This is a genomic window from Saccharothrix algeriensis (genome assembly GCF_016907655.1).
Taxonomy (GTDB): Bacteria; Actinomycetota; Actinomycetes; order Mycobacteriales; family Pseudonocardiaceae; genus Actinosynnema; species Actinosynnema algeriense.
Window position 1 is genome coordinate 3,900,866 of the sequence record NZ_JAFBCL010000001.1, and the last position, 12,327, is coordinate 3,913,192.

Consider the following 12,327-nt stretch of genomic DNA (forward strand, 5'->3'; position numbering starts at 1 on the left):
GCGCCGTGCGATCGCCCGCAGCGGACCCGCAGCGGACCGTGCGCGGGCACCGGCACGCTCCCGGCCGACGACGGAGAAAGCGAGGAACCGCGCATGAGCACGCCGCTGACGGTCATCGGCCTGGGCCCCATGGGCCGGGCCATGGTGGAGAAGTTCCTGGACCACGGCCACCCCACGACGGTGTGGAACCGGACCGCGAGCCGCGCCGACGGGCTGGTCGCCCGGGGCGCGCGGCGGGCCGCCACGCCGCAGGAGGCCCTGGACGCCAGCCGGCTGGTCATCCTGAGCCTGACCGACTACGACGCGATGCACGACGTCCTCGACGGGGCGGTGGTCGCGGGGAAGACGATCGTCAACCTCAGCTCCGACACCCCAGGCAAGACCCTCCGGGCCGCCGCCTGGCTCGCCGAGCGGGGCGCGGAGCTGCTGGTCGGCGGGGTGATGGCGCCCGCGCCGCTGGTCGGCGAGCCGGCCGCGTACGTCTTCTACAGCGGGCCGCGGGAGGTCTTCGAAGCCCACCGGGAGACCCTCGCGGTCATCGGCCGGCCCGACCACCTGGGCGAGGACCACTCGCTCGCCCAGCTGTTCTACCAGGCGCAGCTGGACTACTTCCTCACCGCGCTGGCGGGCGTGGTGCACAGCCTCGCCCTGGTCGGGGCCGCCGGCGTGCCGGCCGCGCGGTTCGCGCCCTACCTGAAGGAGAACGTCGAGTCCATCGCGATGTACCTGGACGAGGCGATCGCCGACATCGACCGCGGCCGGTACCCCGGCGACCTGGCCGACATCGTGATGATGGGCGCCACCGCCGACCACGTCGTGGGCGCCGGCGAGGAGGCCGGGGTCGACGTGGTGCTGCCGGCGGCGGTCCGGGCGCTCTACCGGCGCGCCGTCGAGGCCGGGCACGGCCGTGACAACTGGGCCGCCCTCTACGAGGTGGTCAAGCCCCCGGCCGGCTGACCGGACCTGCCGGAGGGGGCGGCGCCCCGCCCCCTCCGGCGACGGCTCAGAGCGGGTTCAAGCCGGGGTTGCGGTCCTCCACCACGAACGACTTCAGGGTCACGGCCTCGGCCCCCGGCGTCCGCACGTACGGCAGCGTCCGGAAGTCCGCGCGCACCTCCGAGGCGGAGAACCGGGTCCGCACGTACCCGCGCCGGCGGCTGTGCAGCTTGATGTGCGGGTTCAGGCGCAGCTGCGTCTGGTCCACGGTGTCGTTGCCGTCCCCGCCGGAGGTCACCGACGTGCACACCAGCTCCGTGCCCACGGTCCGCGACGCCGGGTCGTTCCAGTCGGCCTTGATGTCCGCGGCGTAGTGCGCGTGCACGTCACCGGTCAGCACCACGGTGTTGCGCACCCGGGCGTCCACCCAGCCGCGCGTGACGCGGTCCCGCGAGGCCAGATAGCCGTCCCAGGAGTCCATGGACAGCTCCTTCTCCGGGCCGTCCTTGCGGTCGCGCTCGGCGAAGAACACCTGCTGCCCCAGCACGTCCCACCGCGACCGCGACCGCCGGAACCCGTCGAGCAGCCACGCCTCCTGCTCGGCGCCGGTGATCGTCCGCGTCGGCGCGCCGGAGTCCGCGCAGGTCTTCCAGCCGTCGCCGCACGCCTGGTCGTCCCGGTACTGCCGGGTGTCGAGCATGTGGAACGTGGCCAGGTTGCCCCACCGCACCCGCCGGTAGAGCTGCATGTCGATGCCGTTGGGCCGGGCGCCCCGCCGCAGCGGCATGTTCTCGTAGTAAGCCTGGAACGCCGCGGCGCGCCGCCGCGGGAAGTCCGGGTCCGGCTGCTCGGGCGTCTCGTCCGCCCAGTTGTTCTCCGTTTCGTGATCATCCCAGACGACCAGCCACGGCGCGACGGAGTGCGCGAGCTGGAGGTCGGCGTCGGTCTTGTACTGGGCGTGCCGCAGCCGGTAGTCGGCCAGCGTGCGCGTCTCCGGCCCCACCACGACCCGCGCGTCGGAGGTCTTGGCGGCGTACTCGTACTGGTAGTCGCCCAGGTGCAGGACCAGGTCCGGGTCGTCCTCCGCCAGCCGCCGGTACGCGGTGAAGTACCCCTCGCCGAAGTGCGCGCAGGACGCGAAGCACATCGTCAGGTCCCGGCCGATCGCCCACGGCTCCGGGGCGGTGCGGGTCCGGCCGACCGGCGACAGGTGCCCGTCCACCCGGAACCGGTAGAAGTACTCGCAGCCGGGCCGCAGCCCGAACGGCTCCACGTGCACGCTGTGCGCCGACTGCGGCCGGGCGAGTTCGACCCCGCGCCGCACCACCCGGCGGAACCGCTCGTCCTCGGCCAGCTCCCAGTGCACCGGCACGACCCGGTTCGGCATCCCGCCGAGGCCGTCGGCGTCCAGCGGCCGCGGCGCCAGCCGGGTCCACAGCACCACGCCGTCGTGGCTCGGGTCGCCCGAGGCGACGCCGAGCGTGAAGGGGTCGTCCAGCTTGGCGAAACCGGCGCCGGCCGTGGCCAGCGCCACGCCGCCGATGATCAGTGAGCGTCGGGTCACGTTGGTCATGGCCAAGACCGTCGCCCACGGAACTGGCGTCCGGGTGAACGCGAGCGTTCCGGCAGGGGACGTCCCGGCTCCGGTATCGCGCAGCCGGCGTCCCGCGACCGCGGTTCGCGGTGGTCGGGCGGGTGGCGGCGCCCACCGTTCGGGGCGACTGGCGGGGGTTCGTTGAAGCGTTGGCACTCGCATGGGTAGAGTGCCAGATGCACGGCGCCAGCAACCGCCCCGACCCCCGCGACGGCGGGGTGGCAGGAGCCGTAAACGCAACCTGCCAACGCTTTCGACGACCGTGGAGGTCAGCCCGGTGAGCGTGAACATCAAGCCGCTCGAGGACAAGATCGTCGTCCAGGCCAGCGAGGCCGAGACCACGACGGCTTCCGGCCTCGTGATCCCGGACACCGCGAAGGAGAAGCCCCAGGAGGGCAAGGTCCTCGCGGTCGGCCCCGGCCGGATCGACGACAAGGGCAACCGCGTCCCCGTGGACGTGGCTGTCGGCGACGTCGTCATCTACTCCAAGTACGGCGGCACCGAGGTCAAGTACAACGGTGAGGAGTACCTCATCCTCTCCGCCCGCGACGTGCTGGCCGTCATCAACTGACGTTCGGCCGACACGCAAGACGCCCCGGCGCCCCTCTTCACCGGGGATACCGGGGCGTTTCGCGCATTCGAGAGAGGCTAGGCAATGCCCAAGCAGATCAGCTTTGACGAGGACGCTCGTCGGGCTCTTGAGCGCGGCGTGAACAAGCTGGCGGACACGGTCAAGGTGACCCTCGGACCGCGCGGCCGGCACGTGGTGCTCGACAAGAAGTTCGGCGGGCCGACGGTCACCAACGACGGCGTGACCATCGCTCGCGAGGTCGAGCTGGAGGACGCGTTCGAGAACCTCGGCGCGCAGCTCGCCAAGAGCGTGGCCACCAAGACCAACGACGTGGCCGGCGACGGCACGACGACCGCGACCGTGCTGGCCCAGGCCATGGTGCGGGTCGGCCTGCGCAACGTCGCCGCGGGCGCGAACCCGACCTCGCTCGGCCGCGGCATCCAGGCCGCCGCCGACGCCGTCGTGGACGCGCTCAAGGCCAAGGCCACGCCGGTCAAGGGCCGGGACAACATCGCCCAGGTGGGCACCGTGTCGTCGCGCGACGCGTCGATCGGCAACCTGCTCGGCGAGGCCATCGAGAAGGTCGGCGAGGACGGCGTGATCACCGTCGAGGAGTCCTCGACGCTGGCCACCGAGCTGCAGATCACCGAGGGCGTGCAGTTCGACAAGGGCTACATCTCGGCGCACTTCGCGACCGACCTCGAAGCCCAGGAGGCGGTGTTCGAGGACGCCCGCATCCTGCTGCACCGCGAGAAGATCAGCGCCCTGGCCGACCTGCTGCCGATCCTGGAGAAGGTGGCCGAGGCGGGCAAGCCGCTGGTCGTCATCGCCGAGGACGTCGAGGGCGAGGCGCTGTCCACCCTGGTGGTCAACGCCCTGCGCAAGACGCTGCGCGTGGTCGCGGTCAAGGCGCCGTACTTCGGCGACCGCCGCAAGGCGTTCCTGGACGACCTCGCGGTCGTCACCGGCGGCCAGGTCATCGCCGCCGAGGTGGGCCTGAAGCTGTCCGAGGCCGGCCTGGACGTGCTGGGCACCGCCCGGCGCGTCGTGGTCTCCAAGGACGACACGACGATCGTCGACGGCGGCGGCGCCAAGGCCGACGTCGCGGGCCGCGCGGAGCAGCTGCGCCGCGAGATCGAGGCGACCGACTCCGACTGGGACCGCGAGAAGCTGCAGGAGCGGCTCGCGAAGCTGTCCGGCGGCATCGCGGTCATCAAGGTCGGCGCCGCGACCGAGACCGAGCTGAAGGAGCGCAAGCACCGCATCGAGGACGCGGTGGCGGCGACCAAGGCGGCGGTCGAGGAGGGCATCGTGCCCGGCGGCGGTTCCGCGCTGGTGCACGCGGCCAAGGTGCTCGACGGCGGTCTCGACCTGACCGGTGACGAGGCGACCGGCGTCGCGGTGGTCCGCGAGGCCCTCGGCTCGGCGCTGTTCTGGATCGCGGCCAACGCCGGCCTGGAGGGCGCGGTCGTGGTCAACAAGGTCCGCGAGCAGGACTGGGGCTTCGGCCTCAACGCGGCCTCGCTGACCTACGGCGACCTGCTGGAAGCGGGCATCATCGACCCGGTCAAGGTCACCCGCTCCGCCGTCTCGAACGCCGCCTCCATCGCCCGCATGGTGCTCACCACGGAGAGCGCCGTCGTGGAGAAGAAGGAAGAGGAGCCCGCCGCGGCCGGTCACGGCCACGGTCACGGCCACGGCCACTGACCGGCTCCCCACCGGGCGCCACCGCCCGCCGACCGGGCCGGCCGCCGGGCGGGGCGCTCCACCGGCTGACCGGGCCGGTGACCCGGCGGGACCGCTCCGCCCGGTCACCGGGCGGGCCGGCCGGGCGGCAGGCGTGCGGCACGCGAAGGGGCGACACCGGGGTCGGTGTCGCCCCTTCCGCGCGTGTGCCGCCTCCCGCGCTCGCGCGTCAGGTCAGCGCCAACTGCCGCTTGCGGGCCTTGATGATGCTGTCCCGTTCGGATTCCGAGAGCCCGCCCCAGATTCCGTACGGTTCCTGCACGGCCAGCGCGTGGCGCCGGCACATCTCCAACACGGGACACGACAGGCACACGGCTTTCGCCCTGGCCTCCCGCCTGGCCCTCGCCGGGCCGCGTTCACCGTCCGGGTGGAAGAAGAACGCGCTGTCCATCCCGCGGCACGAGCCGCGCATCTGCCAGTCCCACAGGTCGGCGTTGGGACCGGGGAGCCTTCGGGTGTCCGCCATCGAGACCGCCTCCTTGGCCCACTGACGAGAACTGCTCCATTCGGCCTAACGATGATCCACCGTAGAACCGCGCCAAAACTTGTTCAAGGGGGGTGGCGGCAGAAAGGTGCCAATTCATTCGATGGGTGATCAGCCCCCACCACCCCCGAAGTTGCCCGTGACGACCGGTGAACGGACCATGTCTGCGTGATGACGCCTCCCGAGCACCCCGCTCCGACCCCGGAGGGAGAGCGGGAAACCGTTGCGGCGGAGGACGATCCCGCTCATTCGGTGACCCTGTCGGTGGCCGCCGTCGCCCGGCGGCTGGGTGTCGCGCCGGCCACCCTGAGGACCTGGGACCGCCGGTACGGGCTGGGTCCCAGTGATCACACAACCGGGCGACATCGGAAGTACGCACCGCACGACGTGGCACGGCTGGAGCTGATGCAGCGGGCCCTGCTGCGGGGCGCGTCCAGCGCCGAGGCGGCCAAGTACGCGCTGGCCACGCCGGCGCCCCGGCCGCGGGTCGTGGTGCGGAGCCCCGCGCCGCCCGCCCTGACCGGCGGCGAGTTCGACACCGGGGCGCCGCCGGCGGGCGGGCGGGGCCTGAAGCTGCCGGGCGCGAGCAGGCTGGCGCGCGGCGTGGGGCGGGCGGCGCTGGCGATGGACTCGGCCGCCGTCCAGCTGCTGCTGGCCGACTCGATCGCGCAGGACGGCGTGGTCGCCACCTGGGACGACGTCGTCCGGCCGGTGCTGGCCGCGATCGCGTCCCGGTGGGAGCACTCCGGCGCGGGGGTGGAGGTGTCGCACCTGCTGGACGAGTGCGTGCTCGCCGCGATGATCCGCGCGACGCCGGTCGTGGCCGAGCCGCGCAACCACCGGCCGGTGCTGCTGGCGTGCATGCCGGAGGAGCGGCACAACCTGCCGCTCTACCCGCTGGCGGCGGTGCTGGCCGGTCGCGGCGTCGGCATCCGCCAGCTGGGCGCGGCCCTCCCGCTCGACGCGCTGTCCTCGGCCGTCCGGCGGACCGCGCCGGCGGCGGTCGTGCTGTGGGCGCAGCTGCCGCGCTACGCCGATCCGGGCGTGGTGTCGGCGCTGCCGCGCACGCGCCAGCAGGTGCGCGTGTTCGTGGGCGGGCCGGGCTGGGCGCGCGGGGTGGTGCCCTCGCCCGCCGAGCGGATCAACGACCTCGCCGAGGCGGCGGACGCCGTCGAACGGGCCGTCTGCTGACCGGCGGCCCCCGGCGGGCCGGGTGGTCGGGCCGCCCCTGTGGGCCGGCGGCCCGTGGTCGGGCGGCCTCGTGACCGGGCGGCTCCGTGGTCGAGCGGCCTCGTGGTCCGGAGACCCCGTGGTGGAGCGATCCCGTGGTCAGGCGGGTGGGTGGCAGGGCGGGTCCGCGGTCCCGCCGCGGGTGACCGGGCCGGGCCCCGGCGGCCGGGCGGACAATGGCCGGGTGGACCCACTGCGCGCCGCGGCGTTCGGCGACGACCCCGGGGCGGACGTGTGGCGGGCGGCGGCGTCCGACGACCCGCGGGAGCGCTGGCTGGCCGCCGTCGTGCTGGGCGGCCAGGGCCGGTACGCCGCCGCCGCGACGGCGCTGCACGCGCTCGTCCGGTCCGGCGACCGGGTGATCGCCTCGCTGGCCGCCTCCACCCTGGCCTCCCACCGCCGCCAGCTCGGCGGCCACGCCGCCGCCCGCCGGCTCGACGCGCTGGCCCTCGCGACGGCCCCCGCGGACCACCCGCGGGCGGCGACCGACCGCGACGGCGTCGACGCGGCCGGCGCCAGGGCCGACGCGCTGCTCGGCCTCGCCGCCGACGCCGTGGGCCTCGGGCGGCCGGCGGTGGCCCGGCGGCTGCTGGCCGCGGTCGAGCCGCGCGGCTGGCGCGCCGCCGTCCGCCGGCACTGGGTGGCCGCCGAGGTCGAACTCGCGAGCGGTCACGCTGAGCGAGCGGTGGGGCCGGCCGAGTCGGCCGTCCGGCTCGCCGGGGCCGCCGGCGCGGTGCGGCACGTCCTCAAGTCCCGGCTCGTCCTGGGGACCGCGTTGGTGGTGTGGGGGACACCCGAAAGCGTCCGCCGGGGCGCTCGACTGCTCGACTGTGACCTAAATCACACTGACCGCCACGGGCTCGTCTCGTTGTCCTGGCCGACGGCTCTCGTGCTCCTGACCAGCCCCGTAGACCGCAATCCTGCGGACAGCGGAAGACTGGGGAAACTCGTCACCAACGCTCTGAGCTGCGCGTTACGCAGAGCTGATCCGATCAGCCGACGAATCGCGGCCCACTCCCCGTGGATCCCGACGGCGCTGCTCCGTTCCGGGGAACCCCCGAACGCAGACCCCCGGACGAACTTCTTGACGGATTAAGCACCGGATCGTGTCAAGGTTCTGCCCCTAGCGTCCGATAGGGGAAGTGGAACGTCACTCGGCTGCAGGAAGGAGTCCCCGTGACCACGGTCCTTATTTGCGACGACCGGCGCAGTGTGCGGGAGGGTCTCACCCGCGTGATGTCGGCTGTCCCAGGGGTTAGCCGCATCGACTGCGTAGCGCACGGTGACGAGTTGTTGGCTCGCTTCTCCAGGCAGCCGGTCGACGTGGTGCTGGTGGGAACCCAGCGCGCCGTCCCGACCGGGGTCGAAGCGACCCGGCGACTCGTCTCGGCGAACCCGCAGGCAAACGTCATCGTGTTCGGGGCGCCGGACGACGCGGGCAGCATCGCCGCCGCGATCGCCGGCGGCGCCCGGGGCTACCTCCGCTGGGACGCCTCGCGCCCCGAGCTGGTGGCCGCGCTCGCGCACACGCTGGCGAGCACCTCGGTGCCGGCGCCGCGCCAGCCGTCGGACCCGGGGGTCCAGCTCACCGAGCGGGAGCTCCAGGTGCTGCGCGGGATGAGCCAGGGCAAGAGCAACGGGCAGATCGGGCGCGAGCTCTACCTGTCCGAGGACACCGTCAAGACCCACGCCCGCCGGCTGTTCCGCAAGCTCGGCGTGCGCGACCGCGCCCAGGCCGTGGCACACGGCTTCCGGCGCGGCCTCGTGTCGTAGGGCCGGTCGCGAGGACCCGGCCGGTACTCCTTCCCCCCGGTCAGCCCGGTGACGAACCCGTCGCCGGGCTGGTTCGCTGTCCTGGGCGTGTCGGCACGTCGCGGGGGGTCTTTGGACCCCTTTTGCCGGCGACCGGGCCGCGGACCGGTACGGTAAGTGTCACCGGTACGAGCGACATCGGTCGTTTCGTGCCGTCGTTGTCGGTACGCCTACTCGTAACACCAGGGCTGTTGTCTGCGATGACCAACTTGGGGGACGGACTGGACGCCGAAGTGGGCGCGGCCGTCGAGGGCGACCGCCACGCGATCGAGCGGCTGCTGGCATCCATTCGTCCCTTGGTGGTGCGGTACTGCCGCGCCCGAGTCGGAAGGCAGGAGAGATCTTTCGCTTCGGCGGACGACGTGGCCCAGGAGGTGTGTCTCGCGGTGCTGACGGCCCTGCCCAGCTATCGCGACCAGGGTCGGCCGTTCTTGGCGTTCGTCTACGGGATCGCAGCGCACAAGGTCGCCGACGCCCATCGCTCAGCCGCCCGGAACCGGTCCGAACCGGTGCCGGAGGTGCCGGACGCCCCCGAGACGGAGGCGGGTCCCGAGCAGCGCGCGATGCAGGGCGAGCTGTCCGGGCGGATGGCCCAGCTGCTGAAGGTGCTGCCGGAGAAGCAGCGGGAGATCCTGCTGCTCCGGGTGGTCGTCGGCCTCTCGGCCGAGGAGACCGCCGACGCGGTCGGCTCCACGCCGGGCGCGGTGCGGGTGGCGCAGCACCGGGCCCTCGCCCGCCTCCGCAAGACGTTGGCAGCGGAGGAGGTGGTCTGAGTGGCCGACCAGCACGGGAAGGGCGATGGAGAAGTCGTGCGCGGACGAGACGAGAGAACCCCGCTCGCGTCGGACGACCCCCCGGTGGAGCCCGGCGACGACCTCGCGGGCATCCGGGCCGATGACGCGCTGCTGGACGCGCTCGGCGGGCGCGGCCGGACCGACGACGTCCTGGTCGACGACGAGCTGAACGCGCTGCTGCTCGCCTGGCGGCGCGAGGTGGACAGCCGCCCGATGGGTGAGCTGGTCGACACCGACACCGCCGTGGCGACGATCGCCGCGGCCCGCCCGCAGCCGCGCCGGCACCGGTTCCTGATCCCCCTCGCGAGCGCCGCCGCCGTGCTGGCGATCGCGTTCACCGGGGTCAGCCTGGTCGCCCGCGACGCCCGGCCGGGCGACGCGCTGTGGGGCCTGACGAGGGTCCTGTACTCCGACCACGCGCGGTCGATCGAGGCCGCCGTGACGGTCCGCACCGACCTGCAGACCGCCCGCGCCGCGCTGCGCGACGGCCGGTACGGCGACGCCCGCGACCTGCTGCACCGGGCGGGCGAGGCGCTGCCCGCCATCTCGGCCGACGACGGCAAGGACGACCTGCGGCAGGAGCACGAGTGGCTGGTGCGCGAGCTGACCAGCACCACGCCGCCGCCGTCGTCGAACACGCCGTCCAGCCACACGCCGTCCTCGTCGCCGCTCCTGCTGCCGACGACGACCGCGCCGCGGGCGACGACCGCGCCCCCGACCACCACGGCGCCGAGGACGACCGCCGCGCCGACCACGACGACGGTGGCGACGGTCCCGACCACGGGCGGCACCGCCGTGCCGCCGGTGCAGCCGAGCGGCGAACCGCCCGCCGGTGAGACGCGCGGCGAGCAGCCGAGCCCGAACGACGGCACGAACGCCGAGCCGTCCGCCAACTGAGAGCCACCGCCCGCTGCCCGCTCCTCGCCACGGGGGGCGGGCAGCGCGCTGCGACGGGGGGCCGGGCGCCGTGCGGGTCCGGGGCGCCCGTGCGCGGGCCCGGGGCGGTGCGCTGACCGGGCGCGCCGGGCCGGGGCCGTGGGATCGGTCACGCCGGGGCCGAGGGGTTCGTCACAGCCCCCGCCGGACCGGCTAGCGCGCGTTCTCCGTGGCGGTGACGCCGTCGGCGTAGCCGCGGCAGTACTCCCAGCTCACGTACGCGACCGGGTCCGGGTCGTAGGCGGGCTCGTGCGGCCTCATCCGGCCGTCCGACAGCAGCTGCTCCAGGCTCGACCGCAGCAGTGCCCAGTCGTGGTAGTGCGGCTCCTGGCACTCGCCGCAGTCCACCACGATCCCCCGGACACCGCGGGGTTCCAGCAGCGCCTGGTACACGGCGAGGTCGCTCAGGTCGCCGATCAGCTCGGTCCGCTCGACGTCGTCCATCGGCGGGTGGTCGTGGTCGTCGTCCGGCGGGCCGAGGGCCCGCGCGGGGTCCTCCGGGTCGCCCGCGAACGGGTCTGGTGGCAACGCGTCGTGCGGCACGACCACGCACGGTACCGGGCCGACCCCCGACCACGTCCAGATACCATGGGCTGAACCCATCGCCGCCTGCGGAAAACCCCCTTCCGCCGCGCGGCGGGATCGCCGCACGACGGAAGGCAAGCCAGCCGCCATGACCAGCGAGCTCAACGCTGACGGAGTCCCGCCCAAGTTCGCCATGCTGGGACTGACCTTCGACGACGTACTGCTGCTGCCCGCTGAGTCCGAGGTCGTCCCGAGCGGCGTGGACACCAGCACGAGGATCTCCCGCAACACCACCGTCCGCGTGCCGCTGGCCTCCGCCGCGATGGACACCGTGACCGAGGGCCGGATGGCCATCTCGATGGCCCGCCAGGGCGGCATCGGCGTGCTGCACCGCAACCTGTCCGTCGAGGAGCAGGCGCGCCAGGCCGAGACGGTGAAGCGCTCCGAGGCGGGCATGGTCAGCGACCCGGTGACGTGCACCCCGGACGACACGATCAAGCACGTGGACGACCTGTGCGCCCGCTACCGCATCTCCGGCGTCCCGGTCACCGACGCCGCCGGCAAGCTGGTGGGCATCATCACCAACCGGGACATGCGGTTCGAGGTGGACCACACCCGCAAGGTCAGCGAGGTCATGACCCGGGGGCCGCTGGTCACCGCGCAGGTCGGCGTCTCGGCGGAGGCCGCGCTGGGCCTGCTGCGCCGGCACAAGGTCGAGAAGCTGCCCATCGTGGACGGCGACGGCAGGCTGCGCGGCCTGATCACCGTCAAGGACTTCGTCAAGACCGAGCAGTACCCGAACGCCTCCAAGGACCCCGACGGCCGCCTGCTGTGCGCCGCCGCGATCGGCGTCGGCGAGGACAGCTTCACCCGGGCGATGACGCTGGCCGACGCGGGCATCGACGTGATCATGGTCGACACCGCGCACGGCCACCAGCGCAACGTGCTGGAGATGGTCGCCCGCGTGAAGAAGGAGCTGGGCGACGCCGTCGACGTCGTGGGCGGCAACGTGGCGACCCGCGCGGGCGCGCAGGCGCTGGTGGACGCGGGCGCGGACGGCGTGAAGGTGGGCGTGGGCCCCGGCTCGATCTGCACCACGCGGGTCGTCGCGGGCGTGGGCGTGCCGCAGATCTCGGCGATCTACGAGGCGAGCCTGGCGTGCGCGCCGGCGGGCGTCCCGGTGATCGGCGACGGCGGCATCCAGTACTCCGGCGACATCGCCAAGGCCATCGCCGCCGGCGCCAGCGCGGTCATGCTGGGCAGCCTGCTCGCGGGCACCGCCGAGGCGCCGGGCGAGCTGGTGCTGGTCAACGGCAAGCAGTTCAAGACCTACCGCGGGATGGGCTCGCTGGGCGCGATGCAGGGCCGCGGCGACACCAAGTCCTACTCCAAGGACCGCTACTTCCAGGACGACGTGCTGTCGGAGGACAAGCTGGTGCCGGAGGGCATCGAGGGCCGCACGCCGTTCCGGGGCCCGCTGTCGTCGGTGGTGCACCAGCTGGTCGGCGGCCTGCGGGCGGCCATGGGCTACACCGGCTCCCGGTCGATCGCCGACCTGCAGCGCAAGCAGCTGGTGCGGATCACGGCGGCGGGGCTGAAGGAAAGTCACCCGCACGACATCACGATGACGGTAGAAGCGCCGAACTACACGACCCGCTGAGCTAGGGTCCTCTGGTTCCGCTAGCTCCACGAGAGGACG

The 12,327-nt window shown here is 73.6% G+C and carries 12 protein-coding genes; 9 read left to right on the forward strand and 3 right to left on the reverse strand.

Going from position 1 to position 12,327, the window contains the following annotated elements; genetic code table 11:
- Positions 1-93: 93 nt before the first annotated feature.
- A complete protein-coding gene (locus JOE68_RS17975) occupies positions 94-957 on the forward strand; it encodes an NAD(P)-dependent oxidoreductase (protein WP_204843479.1) in 864 nt (287 codons plus the stop codon).
- A 46-nt stretch (positions 958-1,003) separates the two neighbouring features.
- On the opposite strand, the gene JOE68_RS17980 is transcribed toward JOE68_RS17975, so the two are convergent.
- Positions 1,004-2,509: an alkaline phosphatase D family protein gene (locus tag JOE68_RS17980; RefSeq protein WP_204843480.1), complete on the reverse strand. Its 1,506-nt coding sequence runs from the start codon at positions 2,507-2,509 to the stop codon at positions 1,004-1,006.
- A 298-nt stretch (positions 2,510-2,807) separates the two neighbouring features.
- Here JOE68_RS17980 and groES point away from each other — a divergent pair, with 298 nt between their 5' ends.
- Both groES and groL read left to right on the forward strand, forming a co-directional pair.
- On the forward strand, positions 2,808-3,101 hold the full coding sequence (gene groES, locus JOE68_RS17985; protein ID WP_033428811.1) for a co-chaperone GroES: 294 nt from the start codon (positions 2,808-2,810) through the stop codon (positions 3,099-3,101).
- 84 nt (positions 3,102-3,185) lie between these two features.
- Positions 3,186-4,808 carry a chaperonin GroEL gene (gene groL, locus JOE68_RS17990; protein WP_204843481.1) on the forward strand — a complete coding sequence of 541 codons (1,623 nt, stop codon included), beginning with the start codon at positions 3,186-3,188 and terminating at the stop codon, positions 4,806-4,808.
- A 208-nt stretch (positions 4,809-5,016) separates the two neighbouring features.
- Here groL and JOE68_RS17995 read toward each other — a convergent pair whose 3' ends face one another.
- Positions 5,017-5,313 (reverse strand): WhiB family transcriptional regulator, encoded by a 297-nt coding sequence (locus tag JOE68_RS17995; RefSeq protein ID WP_121009691.1) that lies wholly within the window; start codon positions 5,311-5,313, stop codon positions 5,017-5,019.
- A gap of 282 nt (positions 5,314-5,595) precedes the next feature.
- On the opposite strand from JOE68_RS17995, the gene JOE68_RS18000 reads away from it, so the two are divergent.
- The 5 genes from JOE68_RS18000 to JOE68_RS18020 all read left to right on the forward strand — a co-directional run bounded on the left by JOE68_RS18000 (position 5,596) and on the right by JOE68_RS18020 (position 10,064).
- Positions 5,596-6,522: a MerR family transcriptional regulator gene (locus JOE68_RS18000; RefSeq protein ID WP_204846156.1), complete on the forward strand. Its 927-nt coding sequence runs from the start codon at positions 5,596-5,598 to the stop codon at positions 6,520-6,522.
- 223 nt (positions 6,523-6,745) lie between these two features.
- The gene (locus JOE68_RS18005; RefSeq protein ID WP_204843482.1) at positions 6,746-7,657 is read left to right on the forward strand and encodes a hypothetical protein; all 912 of its coding nucleotides are present in this window, start codon (positions 6,746-6,748) and stop codon (positions 7,655-7,657) included.
- Positions 7,658-7,737: 80 nt separating this feature from the next.
- Positions 7,738-8,334 carry a response regulator transcription factor gene (locus JOE68_RS18010; protein ID WP_015805222.1) on the forward strand — a complete coding sequence of 199 codons (597 nt, stop codon included), beginning with the start codon at positions 7,738-7,740 and terminating at the stop codon, positions 8,332-8,334.
- Positions 8,335-8,573: 239 nt separating this feature from the next.
- On the forward strand, positions 8,574-9,146 hold the full coding sequence (locus JOE68_RS18015) for a sigma-70 family RNA polymerase sigma factor (protein ID WP_204843483.1): 573 nt from the start codon (positions 8,574-8,576) through the stop codon (positions 9,144-9,146).
- Between the two features lie 36 nt (positions 9,147-9,182).
- Positions 9,183-10,064, forward strand: coding sequence for an anti-sigma-D factor RsdA (locus JOE68_RS18020; protein WP_307819726.1), 882 nt, complete (start codon positions 9,183-9,185; stop codon positions 10,062-10,064).
- A gap of 192 nt (positions 10,065-10,256) precedes the next feature.
- On the opposite strand, the gene JOE68_RS18025 is transcribed toward JOE68_RS18020, so the two are convergent.
- On the reverse strand, positions 10,257-10,706 hold the full coding sequence (locus tag JOE68_RS18025; protein ID WP_204843485.1) for a DUF5319 domain-containing protein: 450 nt from the start codon (positions 10,704-10,706) through the stop codon (positions 10,257-10,259).
- A 70-nt stretch (positions 10,707-10,776) separates the two neighbouring features.
- On the opposite strand from JOE68_RS18025, the gene guaB reads away from it, so the two are divergent.
- Complete coding sequence (guaB, locus tag JOE68_RS18030; RefSeq protein ID WP_204843486.1) at positions 10,777-12,288, forward strand: IMP dehydrogenase; 1,512 nt, start codon at positions 10,777-10,779, stop codon at positions 12,286-12,288.
- The last annotated feature ends 39 nt before the right edge of the window (positions 12,289-12,327 follow it).

Excerpts from the sequence above, each read along its gene's own strand:
- JOE68_RS17975 (WP_204843479.1), top strand. The coding sequence starts at position 94 with ATGAGCACGCCGCTGACGGTCATCGGCCTGGGCCCCATGGGCCGGGCC.
- JOE68_RS17980 (WP_204843480.1), bottom strand. The coding sequence starts at position 2,509 with ATGACCAACGTGACCCGACGCTCACTGATCATCGGCGGCGTGGCGCTG.
- groL (WP_204843481.1), top strand. The coding sequence starts at position 3,186 with ATGCCCAAGCAGATCAGCTTTGACGAGGACGCTCGTCGGGCTCTTGAG.
- JOE68_RS17995 (WP_121009691.1), bottom strand. The coding sequence starts at position 5,313 with ATGGCGGACACCCGAAGGCTCCCCGGTCCCAACGCCGACCTGTGGGAC.
- JOE68_RS18015 (WP_204843483.1), top strand. The coding sequence starts at position 8,574 with ATGACCAACTTGGGGGACGGACTGGACGCCGAAGTGGGCGCGGCCGTC.
- JOE68_RS18025 (WP_204843485.1), bottom strand. The coding sequence starts at position 10,706 with ATGGGTTCAGCCCATGGTATCTGGACGTGGTCGGGGGTCGGCCCGGTA.
- guaB (WP_204843486.1), top strand. The coding sequence starts at position 10,777 with ATGACCAGCGAGCTCAACGCTGACGGAGTCCCGCCCAAGTTCGCCATG.